General features: G+C 43.7%; 17 protein-coding genes. 8 read left to right on the top strand and 9 right to left on the bottom strand.

Annotation, left to right across the window (positions count from 1 at the left end; translation table 11 throughout):
• Position 1: 1 nt before the first annotated feature.
• Genes gspE through gspC form a run of 3 tightly spaced genes read right to left on the bottom strand, consistent with a single transcriptional unit; the run spans position 2 to position 4,626 of the window.
• Entirely contained in the window at positions 2–1,558 is a 1,557-nt protein-coding gene (gene gspE, locus ACHUGF_RS16665) for a type II secretion system ATPase GspE (RefSeq protein ID WP_394132900.1), read from the bottom strand.
• On the bottom strand, positions 1,551–3,683 hold the full coding sequence (gene gspD, locus ACHUGF_RS16670; protein ID WP_394132901.1) for a type II secretion system secretin GspD: 2,133 nt from the start codon (positions 3,681–3,683) through the stop codon (positions 1,551–1,553). Before gspD ends, gspE begins: the two co-directional genes overlap by 8 nt.
• A 22-nt stretch (positions 3,684–3,705) precedes the next feature.
• Entirely contained in the window at positions 3,706–4,626 is a 921-nt protein-coding gene (gspC, locus tag ACHUGF_RS16675) for a type II secretion system protein GspC (RefSeq protein ID WP_394132903.1), read from the bottom strand.
• A 262-nt stretch (positions 4,627–4,888) separates the two neighbouring features.
• Between gspC and hslR the strand changes: the two genes are divergently transcribed.
• The 4 genes from hslR to ACHUGF_RS16695 all read left to right on the top strand — a co-directional run bounded on the left by hslR (position 4,889) and on the right by ACHUGF_RS16695 (position 10,066).
• The gene (gene hslR, locus ACHUGF_RS16680; protein ID WP_394132905.1) at positions 4,889–5,287 is read left to right on the top strand and encodes a ribosome-associated heat shock protein Hsp15; all 399 of its coding nucleotides are present in this window, start codon (positions 4,889–4,891) and stop codon (positions 5,285–5,287) included.
• Positions 5,288–5,318: 31 nt separating this feature from the next.
• Positions 5,319–6,182: an Hsp33 family molecular chaperone HslO gene (hslO, locus tag ACHUGF_RS16685; protein ID WP_394132907.1), complete on the top strand. Its 864-nt coding sequence runs from the start codon at positions 5,319–5,321 to the stop codon at positions 6,180–6,182.
• A 255-nt stretch (positions 6,183–6,437) separates the two neighbouring features.
• On the top strand, positions 6,438–7,994 hold the full coding sequence (locus tag ACHUGF_RS16690; protein ID WP_394132909.1) for a phosphoenolpyruvate carboxykinase: 1,557 nt from the start codon (positions 6,438–6,440) through the stop codon (positions 7,992–7,994).
• Between the two features lie 170 nt (positions 7,995–8,164).
• Entirely contained in the window at positions 8,165–10,066 is a 1,902-nt protein-coding gene (locus ACHUGF_RS16695) for a M14 family metallopeptidase (protein ID WP_394132911.1), read from the top strand.
• A gap of 16 nt (positions 10,067–10,082) precedes the next feature.
• On the opposite strand, the gene ACHUGF_RS16700 is transcribed toward ACHUGF_RS16695, so the two are convergent.
• Together ACHUGF_RS16700 and ACHUGF_RS16705 are read right to left on the bottom strand one after the other, a co-directional pair.
• The gene (locus tag ACHUGF_RS16700; RefSeq protein WP_394132913.1) at positions 10,083–10,949 is read right to left on the bottom strand and encodes a hypothetical protein; all 867 of its coding nucleotides are present in this window, start codon (positions 10,947–10,949) and stop codon (positions 10,083–10,085) included.
• A 195-nt stretch (positions 10,950–11,144) separates the two neighbouring features.
• Positions 11,145–11,435 (bottom strand): GIY-YIG nuclease family protein, encoded by a 291-nt coding sequence (locus tag ACHUGF_RS16705; protein WP_394132915.1) that lies wholly within the window; start codon positions 11,433–11,435, stop codon positions 11,145–11,147.
• Positions 11,436–11,576: 141 nt separating this feature from the next.
• Between ACHUGF_RS16705 and moeA the strand changes: the two genes are divergently transcribed.
• Together moeA and moeB are read left to right on the top strand one after the other, a co-directional pair.
• On the top strand, positions 11,577–12,827 hold the full coding sequence (moeA, locus tag ACHUGF_RS16710; RefSeq protein WP_394132916.1) for a molybdopterin molybdotransferase MoeA: 1,251 nt from the start codon (positions 11,577–11,579) through the stop codon (positions 12,825–12,827).
• A gap of 9 nt (positions 12,828–12,836) precedes the next feature.
• A complete protein-coding gene (gene moeB / locus ACHUGF_RS16715) occupies positions 12,837–13,613 on the top strand; it encodes a molybdopterin-synthase adenylyltransferase MoeB (RefSeq protein ID WP_394132918.1) in 777 nt (258 codons plus the stop codon).
• A gap of 5 nt (positions 13,614–13,618) precedes the next feature.
• On the opposite strand, the gene ACHUGF_RS16720 is transcribed toward moeB, so the two are convergent.
• Together ACHUGF_RS16720 and ACHUGF_RS16725 are read right to left on the bottom strand one after the other, a co-directional pair.
• Positions 13,619–13,804, bottom strand: coding sequence for a DUF2986 domain-containing protein (locus tag ACHUGF_RS16720; RefSeq protein ID WP_394132962.1), 186 nt, complete (start codon positions 13,802–13,804; stop codon positions 13,619–13,621).
• 101 nt (positions 13,805–13,905) lie between these two features.
• Entirely contained in the window at positions 13,906–14,073 is a 168-nt protein-coding gene (locus ACHUGF_RS16725; protein WP_394132919.1) for a YqaE/Pmp3 family membrane protein, read from the bottom strand.
• 250 nt (positions 14,074–14,323) lie between these two features.
• Between ACHUGF_RS16725 and ACHUGF_RS16730 the strand changes: the two genes are divergently transcribed.
• Together ACHUGF_RS16730 and ACHUGF_RS16735 are read left to right on the top strand one after the other, a co-directional pair.
• Positions 14,324–15,397: a GGDEF domain-containing protein gene (locus ACHUGF_RS16730; RefSeq protein ID WP_394132921.1), complete on the top strand. Its 1,074-nt coding sequence runs from the start codon at positions 14,324–14,326 to the stop codon at positions 15,395–15,397.
• Positions 15,398–15,494: 97 nt separating this feature from the next.
• On the top strand, positions 15,495–16,661 hold the full coding sequence (locus ACHUGF_RS16735; RefSeq protein ID WP_394132923.1) for a GGDEF domain-containing protein: 1,167 nt from the start codon (positions 15,495–15,497) through the stop codon (positions 16,659–16,661).
• Here ACHUGF_RS16735 and ACHUGF_RS16740 read toward each other — a convergent pair.
• Both ACHUGF_RS16740 and ACHUGF_RS16745 read right to left on the bottom strand, forming a co-directional pair.
• Entirely contained in the window at positions 16,658–17,338 is a 681-nt protein-coding gene (locus ACHUGF_RS16740) for a TIGR01621 family pseudouridine synthase (RefSeq protein WP_394132925.1), read from the bottom strand. The genes ACHUGF_RS16735 and ACHUGF_RS16740 overlap by 4 nt on opposite strands.
• Positions 17,339–17,464: 126 nt before the next feature.
• Positions 17,465–18,745: a sensor histidine kinase gene (locus ACHUGF_RS16745; protein ID WP_394132963.1), complete on the bottom strand. Its 1,281-nt coding sequence runs from the start codon at positions 18,743–18,745 to the stop codon at positions 17,465–17,467.
• Positions 18,746–18,754: the final 9 nt, after the last annotated feature.

The following is an 18,754-nucleotide window of genomic DNA, read 5'->3' on the forward strand; positions in this document are numbered from 1 at the left end:
ATTATTCCTCGCGTGTTACACGCAACACTTCTTCAAGTGTCGTCACGCCAGCAAGGACTTTTGACATGCCGTCTAAACGAATACTTGGCACTTCCCTACGAATATATTTTTCAATGGCTAATTCACCTTTACCGCCATGAATTAACTCACGTACGTTGTCGTCAACAATGAGTAACTCATGGATACCGGTTCGGCCACGGTAGCCATTAAAACCACATTTTTTACAACCAGTTGCACGGTAAATATTACGCGTGTCATTGGCGGTAATACCTAATAGTTCGCGTTCACGATCATCAGGCTCATGCAGTTCTTTACATTCATTACATAGGGTACGGATAAGTCGCTGAGCCAGTACGCCCAACAGACTCGATGATACGAGGAATGGCTCAACCCCCATATCTTGCAAACGCGTAATCGCGCCAGATGCGGTGTTAGTGTGCAAGGTCGAAATGACTAAGTGACCGGTTAACGAGGCTTGCACTGCAATTTGAGCCGTTTCAAGGTCACGGATCTCACCAATCATCACCACATCAGGGTCTTGACGCAAAATAGCACGTAAGCCACGGGCAAAGGTCATGTCGACCTTGGTGTTAACTTGAGTTTGACCGATACCTTCTAACTCATACTCAATCGGATCTTCTACGGTCAGAATATTGGTATCTTTCGAGTTGATTTCAGTTAAACCCGCATACAAGGTGGTACTCTTACCAGAACCGGTTGGGCCGGTCACAAGGATAATCCCGTGCGGTTTACGGATCAGCTGGTCAAACTGAACACGAATGGCTTCAGTCATCCCTAACTGCAGTAGGTCAAGGTTACCGGTATTTTTATCTAGCAGACGCATTACCACGCGCTCACCATGGCTCGATGGCATCGTTGATACACGCACATCGACCGCGCGACCGGCAATACGCAATGAAATACGGCCATCTTGTGGTACACGTTTTTCTGCAATATCCAGACGTGCCATTACCTTAATCCGTGACACCAATAACGATGACAACTTGCGATTTGGTTTAAGCACTTCTTTTAAAACACCATCGACACGGAAACGCACAACCAATTGTTTTTCGTAGGTTTCAACGTGAATATCAGATGCTTCTTCTTTAATGGCTTCTGACAGTAAGGCGTTAATTAATTTAATGATTGGCGCATCATCATCGCCTTCAAGTAAGTCTTCGGTCTGTGGTAATTCTTCAGCTAACGTGAACAAATCCATTTCATTACCAATATCTTCCATCAACTGCTGTGCTTCAGAAGAGTTAGCTTGGAATGCTTGGGTTAACTTAGCTTCAAATAAATGACTTTCTAACTTGCTCACTTGCAATTCTGCACCTGTGTAGCGTCGCACTTCTAGCATGGCATTCAGCGGCGTTTCATCGGTGTAATACAGGTGCAGCTGGTCATCTTCTTTGGTTAACACCAAATGAAAGCGATGCGAAAAAGCAAATGGCAGCTGCTCTTTGCTGTTGGAGTGGAAGACTTCATCACCTTCCACTTCCATCGCCAACTCACTTGAGACCTGAGCTAACGCTTCAGTTTTTGTAGCTTCAGTCATCAGCGTTACCGTCTTCTTGAGCTTGCTTCGGTTGCTTATTCTCATCAATAACGCGCAGCGCTGGGTCAGTTTCACGCATTTGCGTATCTAAACTGCGGCCACTCTTATAGCGCTCAAGCACCTCGTTCACTTCTTGAGGTAGGAAAGCTTCTTGATCCCACTCTTCTAATACAGGTACTTCTTGACCAGGCATTAAGTGAACACCACGTTCTTGTTGCTCAAGCTGTAGTGCTCGGAAGTAGTTGTACTTACGTCCTGCAACACCTTCCATGGTAATACCATCACGAATAATGGTCGGCTTAATGAATACCATGAGGTTACGCTTTTTCACGCCACTAGAAGATGACTTGAATAAGTGACCAATAATAGGCAGGTCACCAAGGAATGGGACTTTTTGCACACTTTCTTGTACGTCTTCGTTAATCAAACCACCCAAGACAACAATTTGACCAGAGTCAGCCATCACCGTTGTAGTGAGTCGACGTGTTGCGAATGTGACGTCGACACCGGTTTGACCGTTAATACCCGACACTTCTTGTTCGATTGTTAACTTAACCGAGGTACCTTCATTGATTTGTGGTACCACTTTAAGCTTCACACCCACTTCTTTACGCTCAACCGTTTGGAAAGGGTTTGAGTTACCATTACTTGAATTTTGGCTACCGGTTAGAATCGGTACTTCATCACCCACGATGAATGAGGCTTCTTGGTTATCAAGCGTGGTGATAGATGGCGTTGCTAACACATTTGATGTGGTATCGCTCGACACAGCCTGGATCAGAGCGCCAAAGTCACCCATTGCCACACCCCAAGCCATACCATTTACTTTACCCAGTGACTGAGCTAGTAGAGTAATGTCACCTCGGGTATCAGGGTTTTCTGTACAGGTACCGTTTTCAGTACAAACCGTTGTACCTTCTTCACCTTGTGCCTGCCAAATACCGGCACCAATTTCGCCAATGGTTGGGCCTAAGTTATTAAACTGAGTACCACCACCAGACTCTGTAGCCCACTGGATACCAAACCCAACATCATCGCCTTCGGCAACTTCTACAATAATAGCTTCAACCAATACTTGTGCGCGGCGAATATCAAGTTGATTAACGACGCTCTCTAATGTGCGCATTTGGTCAGGTTCAGCACTGATCACCAACGCATTGGTATCGGTGTGCGCCATGATAGTGATTTCATTACGACGGCTATTACCACCACCTTGTTGACTACCACCGTCTTGGCTGTTTTCTAATTTTTGAGCAAAGCCTGTCAATACTTCAACTAAATCTTCGGCATTGGCGTAACGTAAGTAACGAACCTTGGTGTTGCCGGTATTCGCTTGCTCTGAGTCTAAACGTTTGATCAGCTCGACCACACGGGCGCGGCTCTTTTCATCACCACTAACAACCACAGCATTGGTACGTTCATCGGCTACCACTTTAGGTGCCTGACCAGGTAACTGGGCTTGTTTCGCCGTAGAACGGTATAACGTATCGATAATACGGACAATTTCGCCAGCTGATGCAAACTCGAGTGAAACCACTTGAACTTCGGTATCACCTTGCTTATCGACACGACGTACAATTTCAACCAACTTATTAACTACTGCGGCACGGCCAGAAATCATCAATACGTTAGATGGGTCGTAGTTCACTACGTTACCGCCACCAGCATTATCATTTAGCTGACGCAACAACGGGGCTAATTGTTTTGCCTCGGTGTTATAAAGGGCAACAATACGGGTAACCATTTCATCGCCTAAACCGGGCGTATCATCATCAGCAACACGAATCGATGCAGTTTTAGCATCCTTATCCTTAATCACCTTGATAATATTGTTTTCCATTTCCACCACAGCGTAGCCATAAACTTGCAGTACATTGAGGAAGAATTGGTAATATTGCTCGTCATTTAATAAATCGTAGCTACGCACATTGATTTTGCCGCGCACAGTAGGGTCAACAATAATCGTTTTGTTGAGGTTCTTGCCTACGATATTAATAAACTCTTGGATATCAGTGCCTTTAAAGTTCGCAGCATACTGTTCTGACCAAGATGGCTGCGACGCAAATAATGCTGCGCTAGCGATAAGCCCAGCAATAATCTTACGTCGGATCCCTATTGTATTCATTTAATCTATCCCCTACTGCCAGTTATTGTTCTGGCAAACTAAACATGATTTCAATCAATTGACCTTCGCGCTCAACCATAACGGACATTTCAGTGAGTTCTGGCAATTGCGCCATCACCTCTAACCCCTGACTCATATCAGTTAAGTCATAGCCATTAATTGTTTTTGCTAAGTCATTGGCCTTGAAGCCTGCTGCTGTAAATAAAGCCAAATCTTTACCCGGGTTTAAGCGGTAACCAGACAAGCCATCTGCACCTCTTACCGGAGAGATGGAAATGAAGTCGGTTAATTTGTTTGGATCGGCTAACAATTCATCACGAGATTCGGCCAGCGTTTGAGAAAACTCAGCATTGCTGCGCTTATCTAGTTGCTTGACCTCTGTAGGTGTGTTGACTTGCTGCTGTGGTTGGTTCGCAGCACTGTTGGCAGTGTATTTCAACCCATCAAGCATTAAGGTTTCATAACGACCAGAATTAGTAATGATAATGCGGTCAGCGTACACTTCTTTTAATGACGCTGAGGTACCTTTAATCCGGTCACCTAACTTGTAGGTTTCTTGATTGCCTTTAGATTCGATGACCGCAAGGCCATTATTTTGGGCGGTTGAAGCAACAACGCCCGTCAATAAAATTGACAGGCTAGTCTTCGGCGCATCAGTGATTTGTTCTACTTGTCGCGGTTTCGGCTTACTCGCTTCCGCATCGGCTTTGCCAAATAGCTTCAACTTCTGTACCGCGCTTAACTCAATGCTATTACCTCCAGAAGAAGAGGTAATCGGCATTGGCTGCCAGGCAGATTGCTGCTCTGAAACAGGCACTAGCTTCCATGTTATTTGTGCCGCCAACATCAATGCAATTAGCACGCCCAAACCAAAGATAATATTACTTACGGTCTTTTGCGGAATTGCTGCAGATTTAGCAACCAATTTTTCTAATAAATTCATATTGAAGAGGACCCAGGTTCATTTTTATTTTTAAAGGTCGCTATTTTTATTTTCATAATTTAGTGATAACTACTCATGCTAACTCAGCCAGTTAATCTCAACAAGCCCACAAGGTGCATTAGATTGGCGAATTTACACAAAATATGTTAACTTTGCGCGCCTGAAAGTACTATGGAGTATGATAAATTTTGCGATTGTATCCATGTTGTATGACCGTAAAATTAATCAGGTTGTGAGCGACTTCCTAATTTAGGAGACTTTTATGAGTGCAGATTCATCAAAACAGCAAACTGTCAGACTCGACAAATGGCTATGGGCTGCAAGGTTTTATAAAACACGCTCACTTGCTAAAGACATGATCAATGGCGGCAAAGTCCACTATAACGGACAACGCACCAAGTCGAGCAAAAATGCTGAAGTCGGTGCAACCATTAGATTACGCCAAGGCCATGACGAAAAAGAAGTTGTCATTTGCCAGCTTTCTGAGCACAGGCAAAAAGCCACGATAGCGCAAACCTTATACCAAGAAACACCTGAGAGTTTAACCAAGCGTGAATTTAACGCTGAAGCAAGACGACTCAATATATTGAATAATCCGGCTCCAGAAAATAAGCCGGATAAGAAACAACGCCGACAGATTTTACGTTTTAAAACACAGTAAGATCGGGTTACAAATTGTTACGAGAAAAACCATGAACTCAGATACATTACACCGTTATTTATTTGAAAATGCCGATGTGCGCGGTGAAATTGTCCAGCTTGAGCAAAGTTATCAAGCTATTTTAGCCGCGCATGAATACCCTGTAGCTTTGCAAAAGCTATTAGGGGAATTAATGGCTGCGACTTCCCTTTTAACTGCAACCATTAAGTTCTCTGGCAACATCAGCGTGCAACTGCAAGGCGATGGACCAGTATCATTAGCAGTGATCAATGGTAATAACCACCAAGCGCTAAGGGGTGTGGCACGTTGGAATGGCGAACTTGCTGATGATGCCGCGCTAGCAGAGCTATTTGGCAAAGGCCATATGGTCATCACCCTGACGCCTGATGAAGGTGAACGCTATCAAGGTATTGTTTCTCTTGAACACGCCGACTTAGGCGCATGTCTTGAAGAGTACTTTAATCAGTCAGAGCAGTTACCAACTCAAATTAAGTTATTTGCTGATGGCTCAAAAGCAGCGGGCATGCTGCTACAGGTATTGCCAAGCAACAAAGAGTCAAATGAAGAGTTTGATCATCTAACCACGCTAACCGCTACCATCAAGGCCGAAGAGGTTTTCACGCTTCCAGCGACTGATATCCTGCATCGCTTGTATCATCAAGAAGAAGTGCGCTTATTTGACCCAGTGCCGGTAACATTTAAATGCTCTTGTTCAAGAGAGCGAAGTGCCAGCGCAATTCGTACTGTGTCGAAAGAAGAGGTCGACAGCATTCTTGCAGAAGAAGGTAAAGTATTGATGGGGTGTGAGTACTGTAATGTCACTTATAGCTTTGATGCTATCGATATTGCCGCCATTTTTGCTGATAGCCCAGTACAATCTGCAGCTAAACAGTAAAAAGTTCAGCGATCAACTTGAAAGCATTTCAACATAAAGGCGCCATTGGCGCCTTTTTTATTGCTAAGTCATTGATTCCCTACCACACACCCCAAAAACTTTCAAAATAATTACAAAACTGTATGTCATATGATGGTGAACATAAGTTACAATTTCGCAACCAAGCTCACCGTCCGCTAGAGACACATCGATAAAAGTGACTTGGCGCTGTATGCGTGCTCGAACAGTTCACGCACTAACAAACGACCTAATGACATGGAGATCGACATTATGGCGGAATCACAACACCGCGTTCACGTTAACCTTACTTCAGCCCAATTAATTGAATTAGCGCTACTTCGTCAAGAAGGTCAACTCACAGCAAATGGTGCCTTGGTCGCTAAAACGGGTGAGCGTACTGGTCGTTCCCCTGCAGATCGCTTCATAGTAAAAGAAGCTGGCTCGGAAGCTGATATCGAATGGGGCAATGTTAACCGTCCATTTGATGCAGGCAAGTTTGATGTATTATGGGGACGCGTAGAAGCCTATTTATCTGAAAAAGAATTATTTATGTCAGAACTGGAAGTGGGCGCTGACGACGACCATTACCTACCTGTGCGTGTCACTACCGAGTATGCATGGCATCAGCTATTTGCCCGCAACTTGTTTATCACACCAGACAGTTTCAACCGTGGCAATAAAGACGTATGGCAAATCATGAATGCGCCAGGCTTTGTTTGTGAGCCTGAGCGTGATGGCACCAACTCTGAAGCCGTCGTTGTCATCAACTTTGCAGAGCGTAAAGTACTGCTAGCAGGTTTAAAATATGCGGGCGAAATGAAGAAGTCGATGTTCTCAGTGCAGAACTTCTTACTGCCAGCGAAAGGTGTATTACCTATGCACTGCTCAGCGAATGTTGGCCATGACGGTGACACAACACTATTCTTTGGTTTATCAGGTACAGGTAAAACAACGTTATCAGCCGACCCAAAGCGTTTCTTAATTGGTGATGATGAGCATGGTTGGGCACCTGGCGGCGTATTTAATATTGAAGGCGGCTGCTATGCAAAATGCATCGACTTGAGCCAAAAGAATGAGCCTGTCATTTGGAATGCAATTCGCTTTGGTACAGTATTAGAGAACGTGATGCTTGATGAGCAACGCATTCCTGATTACACAGATACAAGCCTGACGGAAAATAGCCGAGCAGCATACCCACTAGAACATATTGCCCAGCGTAAGGAAGAAAACCGTGGTGCAGAACCAAACTCAGTTGTATTCCTAACATGCGATGTATCTGGCGTATTGCCACCAGTATCAGTGCTGACTAAAGAGCAAGCGGCATATCACTTCTTATCTGGATACACGGCTAAAGTTGGCTCCACTGAAATGGGGTCAACAGCGGCTATTCAATCAACATTCTCAACCTGTTTTGGCGCACCTTTCTTCCCGCGTCCAGCAGGCGTATATGCTGAACTGTTGATGAAACGCATCGAATCATTTGGCAGTAAGGTTTACCTTGTCAACACAGGTTGGACTGGTGGTCCTTATGGCACTGGTAAGCGGTTTGATATCCCAACTACACGTGCGATTGTTGATGCCATTGTCAGTGGTGAGCTAAAAGAAGCTGAAACTGAATTCTTGCCACTGCTGAATCTATCCGTGCCAACACAAGTTTCTGGTGTTGACAGCAACTTACTTAACCCAGAAAAAACCTGGCAGGATAAAGCGCAATACCAAGTGTATGCGAAGCAATTAGCCCAAGAGTTTGAGAAAAACTTCGCCAAGTATGATGTTTCAGAAGATATCAAAGCCGCAGGGCCAAAGGCGTAATTAGCCTTTGTTCTTGTCCCGTCCTAAAAGTGTAAACACATTCCAGGACGGGACATCTTCAACAAAAAGCCTGAGTTTACCTCAGGCTTTTTTATTGATTTTTAGGCGTTTATCAACACCATTGGCAATGCTATGATTGAGCAACATTGGCACTCAATTTAAGGACAGAAATGTTGCGCGCTCAGCTATCTTGTTTAATCAGCACCCTATTATTTTCCTCGTGGGTCATTGCTGCTGATAACCCCCCATTGCCGACTCCACAACCCATCGACAGCAATACGACTGAACTTACCTCTGACGCTGAACACTCGCCAGTGCCTTTGGCCAACACTTACATTAATGACCCAATATTACCGCCGATTGCTGAGTGGTCAGGTAACAGTGAATCATTATTAGTGGAGCCCGATGCCCCTTGGGCAACGCCTTTTGAGCAGCAAGGTTACCAACACAGTCCGGACTACCAAACCACCATGTTATGGCTAGATAAATTGGTCGACAGCAGTGACATGCTCAGTAAAGTGAGCCTAGGGGAAAGCCCCCAAGGCCGAGATATTTGGATGATTGTTGCCACTCATTCTGGTGACAATACGCCGCAAGCGTTATTAGAAAATGGCTTAGCCACGGTTTTGGTGCAAGCGGGCATTCACTCTGGTGAAATTGATGGTAAAGATGCTGGCATGATGCTGCTCAGAGATATCGCATTCAATGGTAAATCTGATCTGCTTAAAAATACCAACTTATTATTCATCCCTATTTTAAGCACAGATGGCCATGAGCGCAGTGACAAGTTTAACCGCGTGAATCAACGTGGCCCAGTTAATATGGGCTGGCGAACTACGGCAACCAACCTAAACCTTAACCGAGATTATGCTAAAGCTGACGCGCCTGAAATGCAGCATTTGATTAGTGCGATCAATATTTGGCAACCGGATTTATACATCGACGTACATGTCACTGATGGCATTGATTATCAATATGATGTCACCTTTGGCTACAATGTCGCTCAAGGCTATAGCCCTAATGCATTTAAATGGTTAGACACCGTTTATCGCCCTGAAGTTGAAGCGGCACTAACTGCTCAAGGGCACGTGCCAGGGCCGCTAGTTTTTGCAATAGACAATGCCGATATGCAACAAGGCCTGTCCTTATGGAATCCGAGTGCACGCTATTCAAATGGCTATGGTGATGCGCGCCACCTTCCGACAATATTGATTGAAAACCACAGTTTAAAGCCATTTAAACAGCGCGTACTTGGTACTTATGTGATGTTAGAGCAGACATTAAAAACTGTTGCAGCACACACCACTAAACTTAAATCAGCCATTTATGCTGATAAGTTTCAACATCCAACAAACGTCACCATTACCTGGCAAAAAGAACTGCAGCAACAAGGGTGGGATTTTAAAGGTATTGGCTACCAACTTGAACAAAGCCCTATCAGTGGCAACAAAGTGGTTCGCTGGAGTGGTGTGCCGACCCTTTATCCAAATCTGCCTGTGATTGGCAACACCAAAGCTGATATTCAAGTCTCTCGCCCAGATGCCTATTATATTCCGCCGCAATGGCAAAATGTGATTGATAAATTATCGCTGCATGGCATTAGAATGACCCGTTTAGAAACGCCGCAAACACTCAATTTAACCCAATATGCTTTTGCTAAGCCTCAATTTGGTAGTAAAGATTATGAAAGCAGACAAACGGTGAAAGCCGATATGACCAGTAGCGAGATTGAAGCCACCTTGCCAGCAGGCACTGTGAAAATCTCAACCAAGCAACCACTGGGAATATTGGCCATGCTTCTACTGGAGCCTCAAGCGCCAGATTCACTATTTTATTGGGGTGAGTTCAATAGTATTTTTACTCGCACAGAATATATTGAAGCCTACGCGGTAGAAGTCCTAGCCGCCAAAATGCTAGCCGAAGATCCAGCATTAAAAATAGCATTTGAACAAGCCTTATTAGATCCTGATTTTGCTGCAGACAGTCGGGCACGCTTATCTTGGTTCTATGAGCGTAGTGAATATTACGACAATCAATACCGTAAATACCCTGTGCTGCGTTCGCTAGATTAAGCATACATTGCAAAGATTAATGGCGCGGGATGGTTAACCACATAGCCGCGTTATTTGTCTCTGTATTAGGTGGTAATAAGGGGTTGTTTAACTCAAAAATATGGCTGCCGCTATAGCGAGTTAATGGAAAAATATCACGTGTAGTTGGATGATTTTCAATAAACTCGATTAAATCACCTGACTCTACTAATTTCTGCATTCCCTTGTTTAAACGCTTCGACAACTGCGGTTTACCTTTGCTGGTGAAAAAATACATGGGTAAAGGGTAATGTAATAAGATATTTTCGAAGGCCACTAGATCAGGCTTCCCTGCAACTTCCGGGTAAACTTCATTTAGCCCGCGAGGAAAATAATCACAGCGACCTTGTTCTAGCATTTCATAAATCAGACCAAAGGTAATCACTCTTGTAACATGGTATTGATTTAATTCCAGAATATCAGAATCAGGCCATTGTGCGCCCTGACAAGCAACCAAGCTTTGCAATTGTGTTGCTTGGGTAATCTCGCCAAACTTGTCGGCATCTTGATATCGAATGACTGGCATTCTATAGCCCAACAGCCCACCAATTAATGGCACCTTGATTGCTGAAAACCTTGCTTCTCGCTGTACGTTAGTCCCCGCCCAAAATACATCTAAACTACCACGAGTTAACATACTGAAGCCTCTCGATTGCGATACAGTACCATCCACCTGCACTAATTTAACTTCGCCATAGTCGTGCTTTGTCTCCTGTAAAATAAGCGTCAATAGGTCAACAAAATATCGGTGGCTTAAGTTATCTTCAGATTTAGGTGATTGTATCTTAATCACCTCTTGTGAATTAGCGTCGGTTGCCAAAATAGATAGCAAACACAGTAAGCAGGTTGCGAGGTAACGAATCATAGTATCCTTACTAGGGCCTGTTGACCTTTCAAAATTATTGTTGCAGCGACTTGTTAGAAATTTCTACAAGGCAACGACCTTGATGTGTGGTTATTCCACATAAACAGTCGTTAACCGTATGTTGTTTATCAAACTAAGTGTAGACTGTTTTAATAAAATGCTGCAGCTTATTTCAAGCGTGAATAGCATTTACTATCACTTTTGAAGCAGTTGATTTTGCTGGCTATTAATCATGGCTAGCTTTTTTACACGAGGCAGTTTTTTTACCGCAGCTTCACGCTTTTGCGCTTCACTCCGATTCGTTTGACTCTCTTGGTAAACCAAGGTGAGCGGCCCTTTACCTTGCAAAAACTTCGCGCCTTTCTTACCGCTTTGGTGTTCTTTAAACCGCCTCGCCACGTCGGTCGTCACGCCAGTATACAAATGGCCATTGGCACACTGAATAACATATAAAAACCAGGGCTGGCATTGCTCAATTTGCGGCATATGTCTGAATAACTCTTGTGATAATTCGATATTATGATCGTTATTATATTCAATAATTACGTTATATTAGCGTATTAAGAATAATGACAATCTGTGCCATCATTGCCATATGGCAATGTTATGCGTGTAAAGGAATCTGAGATGTTACCAACCCAAGACCCTTGTGCTCAACCTGCATTATTGCACCCAGCCGAAGCCATGGAAAAACTCATGGCACAGGTTGAAGAAATTCAAGACAGTGAAATGGTTAACTTAGCCAATGCCACAGGTAGAATCCTTGCTGAAAACCTTGCCTCGAGTATTGACTTACCTCCCTTTGATAACTCTTCAATGGATGGGTTTGCATTTCGTTTTGAAGATCTTGACGCCTCCGGTACCACAGAGCTGACATTAGCAGGCACTTCATTTGCTGGCCATCCTTATCAAGGTAAGGCTGAGCCGGGTACCTGCATACGTATTATGACAGGCGCACCTGTACCGAGTGGTTATGACACTGTTCAAATGCAAGAAAAAACCCAGACCCAAGGGAAGCTCATTAGTATTGAATCGCCCAAAGCTAAGGGCGCCAACGTGCGATTGCAAGGTGAAGAATTAACACGTGGCACAAAAATCCTGACTAAAGGCACGATTATTCGCGCGGCCGAAATGGGCATTTTAGCTACCATAGGCATCGACCAAGTACGCGTTAAGCGTCGCTTAACTGTGGCATTTTTCTCGACCGGTGATGAGCTTCGCCCCATTGGCAGTGAGCTCGCACCAGGACAAATATACGACTCAAACCGCTACTCTATTCAAGGCTTATTAACCAAAGCGAATATTGAGTGGATCGATTTAGGCGTGATTAAAGATGATAAAGAAGCGATTCGTGGTGCCTTTAGAGAAGCGGCATCACGGGCTGATATGGTATTAACCTCAGGTGGCGTTTCAGTTGGGGATGCCGATTACACCAAGCAAATTTTATCTGAAGAAGGTGAAATTACATTCTGGCGTTTGGCTATCAAGCCAGGAAAACCTTTTGCATTTGGTAAACTGGGCAAGGCTGTATTTTGTGGTCTACCTGGCAACCCTGTGTCATCCATGGTGACGTTTTACAAATTAGTTTGGCCACTCATCAATAAAATGCAGGGGCTCACGCCAACTAAGCCACTCATCTGCCAAGCTAAATTAACTACAGATATCCGTAAACATCCTGGCCGCTTTGAATATCAGCGAGCTGTTGTCACTTCAAATGACAAAGGTGAACTAGAAGTCGCGACGACCGGCGGACAAGGTTCAGGCATGCTCACCTCCATGAGTTTGGCCAATTGCTTTGTATTACTTGAACGCGAACAAGGTGATACACCTGCTGGCTCCATTGTGACCATTGAACCTTTTAATACGGTATTGAGTTAACACACCATTATGGATATTGAACAAGACATTCTCAGCGATGCTGAAATATTACGTTATAGCCGCCACATCTCTATCAAAGCCATGGATTTTGAAGGTCAGGAAAAGCTGAAACTGGCCAAAGTGTTAATCATAGGTGCAGGAGGATTGGGTTGTGCTACGAGCCAATATCTTGCCGTTGCAGGTGTTGGCAAGATGACAATTGTAGACTTTGACCACGTCGAAGTAACCAACTTACAGCGCCAAGTATTGCATCATGATGCCGATATAGGTTTAGCCAAAGTGGACTCTGCTAAAGCATCACTGTGCCAGCTTAACCCTCATATCGAAGTGAATGCGATAAACTCTTTGCTCAGTGAAGAAGAGCTAAGCCAATTAGTCAGTGAACACCAACTTGTACTTGATTGTACCGATAATGTACAGGTGCGCGAACAGCTCAATCGCAGTTGCTTTAAACATAAAGTCACTTTCATTTCTGCGGCGGCTATCCGAATGGAAGGTACGGTAACGGTTTTTAATTATCAAGCTGATAGTCCATGTTACCAATGCTATAGCGCCTTATTTGGTGAGCAGCACTTAACCTGTGTTGAATCAGGCATTTTAGCGCCTGTTGTCGGCTTAGTTGGCTGTATACAAGCGACAGAAGCAATTAAAACATTAGCCGAATTTGGTGATAATTTAGCGGGCCGAATTTTAATGGTTGATGCAATGACAATGGAATTTCGCTCAATGAAACTGCCTAAACAGCCGCTATGCAGTGTATGTGGCACCCCTGCACCCACGGAGTAATGCTGTTAATCTTGTTGAGGTAACTTTGGATCAGGCTCTAAGGTTTCAACTGATGCACACGCTTCGGTTTTTTCCATAGCCTCTCGGTCAGCCTTAGCAATATACTTTGGTTTATTGGTGCTATGAAACTTGCTATTCGCCTTTTTGGCTTTGGCTTTCAATGTTTGATTAATTTTTTTACGTCGATTCATGATTTTTGCAGTGCCACCAATATTCATTAGCTATTACTGCCAAGCAGTATAAAAAAAAACACAGCCTAGGCTGTGTTTTTTGTTGCCTGAAAGCTGCGTCATTACTCTTGTAACACAACCCAAATAGCATGAATCAAACCGGGGACAAAAAAGAATAAGCAAAGTATGATATTGATTAGTAAGTCTTTACCAACGCCTTTTTTCAAAAATACAGCGACTGGTGGGAGTAAAATAGCAATAATGATTAGTAGTAGTTTATTTGTCGTCATTGTTTTCCCTTAACTGACACAATTAATGTACACCAACATCAATCTAACATATGCAACATATTGTACACCAGATGGTATACTGCTTTGCAGGTAATAAAAATCCATTTATGCTGACAAATTAGTCTGTTAATTATAACGGGATCGCTTAGTCGAAATGATTTATGTGCAATTTCTTTGCTTAATCGCCGCAAGTTGCGCGCTTGCATGGGGATTATTAGCACACCCAATTAAGATTTCGCCGAAGGCGAGTATGCGCTTTTCCCTTGCCAATATTGCCATTGTCATTGGTTTTTTACTCTACACTCAGCGTACTGCAGATGTCAGTTATTTAAGCTGGTTTATCGCCGATATGGCACTCCTCATTGGATTCATGCTGGTTCGTTGGGGTGGGCAGCATTTGTTCAAAATGCCGCACACAACTTTACGCGACAGCACGGTATTAATTACCAGTGCACTGTTAATGTTGCTCGTACCGCCACAAATCACCTATGCCATTTTCACCGTATTAATTATGAATGCTGTGTCGGTGTACATCTTTGCACTCATCACCAAAGATAACTACTTAGCCTTCCGCAAAGGCTTATCTGCACCCTATGCCGCCTTAGTCAGTATCCCTGTATCTCTTGTAGCTATTCTGTTTATTGTGCGTTCTATTGCCTTAATACTATATCCAGAAAAAATAGAACTATTAGCCGCCGCAGATAGCTTGCATCGCCCAGAGATTATGTGGGCATATATTATATTGCTGCTATTGGTAAATATAATTCTATTTGGTAATGCCATTACACGATTGGTATACAAAATCAAAGGCTTAGCAAATAAAGACCAGCTTACTGGATTATGGAATCGCCACGCACTGATGAATAAGCTCACGGAAGTGGACAATCTTTGGCTGCGAGATAAGCGCCAATACAGTATTTTGATTTTGGATCTCGACTTTTTCAAAGCAATTAATGACAACTATGGCCACCTAGTGGGTGACAAAGCCTTAATCCATACGGCAAAAATATTGAAGAATACACTGCGTAACGTGGATTTTATTTGTCGCTATGGCGGAGAAGAATTCTTAGTTATCTTGCCATCGACCAATGAACGTCAATCAATGATAGTGGCAGAGAAGCTACAAGTGGCCATTAACAAACTTCCGTTGAAGTACAAACAATCTAACATTGAAGTGACTGCCAGTATTGGCTGCGCAAGTAGTCAAATAGGCTTATCCGTAGAACAGTTATTAAAGCTGGCAGACGATGCCATGTATCAAGCGAAAGAACAGGGACGTAATACCATTTGCTTTACACACCTAAGTAACAGCGGCAAAAATTAAGCCCGTATTGACAATGATACAGATTGCCAGCGCTGAATTTTTAACCTACTCTGTCAGCACAAAGTGTGAGAAATAACCACAAATACAAGATATCCACATGCAACAAGACTCAGCTAACACCTTGATTCAGGTCATATGCCTTCTACTGGCTGTCGCGTCAGTTTCATGGGTCATCATGGCTAGACCAATGCGTGTGGCACCAAAGGCTAGCATTCGCTTCGCGCTTGCCAACTTTTTAGTGTTAGTGGGCATGCTGCTCTATACCCAAAGAAGTGATGCATCCAGTTACCTTTATTGGCTAATTGCCGATGTCATTATCTTATTTGGTTTTGCCACTCTCAGACGAGGGGCGCAGACACTCTATCGGCTCCCATCTTCATTGCATATTGATCTCACCATCATAGTCATCACAGCTGCAGCAATGCTATTTGTGCCGCCTCATGCTGACTCAGCACCTTATCTTGTTAGTGTGCTTTCGCTGTCTGCTGCCATCATTTTCTATGGTCTAGCAAGAGATCATTACCTTGCATTCAAAGAAACCATGACATCATTTGCGACTTACTGGCTTGTGGTGCCAATCTTGATCATTTCTGTGTTATTTACTTCACGCACTTTCATATTAATTTTGCTGCCAGAGCACATTGATACATTTGCGACGCTCAATACCGAACAAGCAAAACCCATTTTATGGGCTTACATCGCTTTCATTTTAGTGGTGAACATTCTGATTGTGGGTAACTCAATCAACAAACTCGTGACTAAGATTATGACGATTGCCAATGTTGATGCACTAACTGGAGTGTGGAACCGTAATTATTTGCAAAGGCATCTCGCCAAAATACATCAACGCTGGCTTAATACAAAAGAGGTTTATAGTGTCATTCTGTTTGATCTCGACCATTTTAAGTTAATTAATGACACCTATGGCCATGGTGTAGGCGACTCAGTCTTACAGCAAACAGCACAAGCACTCGGATTAGAAATCCAAAAGCATGATATTTTTTGCCGCTTTGGTGGTGAAGAGTTTTTAATTATCTTGCCCAACACTGATCAGCAACAAGCCCGCATTGTTGCCGAGCGTTGCCATCAAGTGTTGACCAACTTTCAAGTCCAAACAGACTCTAAAGTGATTAAAGTTACAGCAAGCTTTGGCATCGCCACAATTCAACCAAATCTCAGCACGGATAACCTGTTGAGTTTGGCAGACAATGCCATGTATGAAGCAAAAGGGGCCGGAAGAAACTGCATTAAGCTGGCAGCTTAGGTTTTTGGCCAATTGAGGTCTTGTGGCTGTTGCCACTGCTCGCTAAGCAAGGTTTGCAAAGCGGCATGAGTAAACACTTCACCTTGTTCAGGTGACGCTTTAAAGCAATAGGCCTGCCCTAAATACGTAAAACCTAGTTGATAAGCATGCAAGTAACATCGATCTGCAGTGTCTTTTGTTGAACCATACAACTTATCCCCAAGAATGGGCACCCCAATACTGGCTAAAGCCACTCGCAACTGATGAGTTTTACCGCTTAAAGGCTTCAATAAATAAGCACGTAAGCCATCACCTAAACTGTGACTGAAAAACTGCGTCACAGCGGGGTTGTCCTGACTGCGCAGTAACTTATACATACTACGACGAGCCTTAGCCATATCACCACTGACCCAACCTTGCTTCTTTTTGGGCTTTCCCTGAGCAAGTGCTAGGTAATACTTTTGCACCTGGTGCTGACTAAACATCTCAGTAAATTGAGCTGCCGCTTGTGATGATTTTGCTAGGATAATTAGCCCTGAAGTGGGCGTATCAAGACGATGAACCGCATACAGCTTTATCCCTAAGTCTTGCTCAGCTTGTGCCACGACACCAGCATGGCCATCTTGGCTATGAAAGTGCACATTAGGCTGTTTATGGATCACCACGAAATCATCATGCTGACTAACAACTTGATACATAGATTCCTTGTAAACATTCAATGGTAAATAAGGTGAGAAACTATCCCATTCAAGCTAATACAACCGCACTAGACCACTCGTCTATAAGTAGGTATAGCCCAGTAAAAACAAGATTAAAGCATGAAACTAAAACTTGATACTCACCACTAGACCTGGATTATTATCGCTTAAGGTAATTTCCGCTTGGTGGCGGGATAAAATCGCCTTAACCATCGACAAGCCCAAGCCTGTGCCTTTGTAATGACGACTTGGGTCAAGCCTGACTAATCGGCCGAATACCCGTTCTTTATCTTCATCAGGTATCCCTGGACCATTATCTTTAATGATGATCTGCTTGCCCTTCTGTTCAATGGCAATATTAGCCCCTTCAGGCGAGTATTTTATCGCGTTATCCAACAAGTTAAATAAAGCTCTAAACAATAGGTTTTTATCGCCTTGAATATGGACATCTTTGTGCACAGAAATTGTTAACGTTTGCTCTTTAGCTTCAGCGAGCACCTCAGCCATATCAAATAAATCCTGACTAAGCTCAGATAAACTTACTGTCTGTAAATCAAGTGTTTGCTGTCCTTCCTCAATGCGAGTCAAAGACAGCATCGCATCAAAGGTAACCAAGCAATCATCAAGCTCCTCAAGCAAATCGGCTGCGGCATCATGCAATTGTTCAGGTGGCTTATAAACCAATTGCTCAATACCTATTCGCAAATGTGAAAGTGGCGTACGCAAATCATGGGCAATATTGTCTGTCACCCCTCTTACGGCCAGTAAGTTTTGCTCCAGCGAGTCCAATACCAAGTTAAATTGCTTGGCCAGCATATCAAATTCATCTTGTTGCTTACTCACCGGCAAACGAGTCTGGTAATGCCCAGCGGCGACTTGTTCGCTCAAGCGGTTATATTCCACCAGCCGCCTTAAAATGGCTTTTGAAAACACATAACCTAGTGCCAAAGTAATCGCTAGTGCAAAAGCGACAGCCCAAAAGGCGGCATTAAAAAACTTATCTATCAGTGCTGAAAATTGGTCGGTACGCGTCGCGATCAATACTGGCCCATAGCGGGTCATCACAATACCACCCGTTAAAATATGCAGCTTATCTGGGCCGCCAGTAAAAATGGGGAAGTCTTTGGTTTTAGGTAAAAGTGGCATATCTTCTGGCAAGAAGGTCAATGAGCCGACCATATCGACATTACTTCGCCAAGCAATTAAGGCTGTTTTGGGGTCGGCTGCGCGAATTTGTGCAGCAAAGCTTCGACGGTTTACCGTCAATGCCAATTGTTGGTAGCGTTGCATTTCTGCAGCAAGGTGCTTGTCTACCTGATTTTGCTGCTCAAGCACCAACTGCCGATATAAACCTGATACTAGCAGCACAATCAAAATTGTGACCAAAGTAGAGAAGATGAGCGTGATACGCCATGC

The sequence above is a fragment of the Shewanella maritima genome (assembly GCF_043643735.1).
Lineage (GTDB): Bacteria > Pseudomonadota > Gammaproteobacteria > Enterobacterales > Shewanellaceae > Shewanella > Shewanella maritima_A.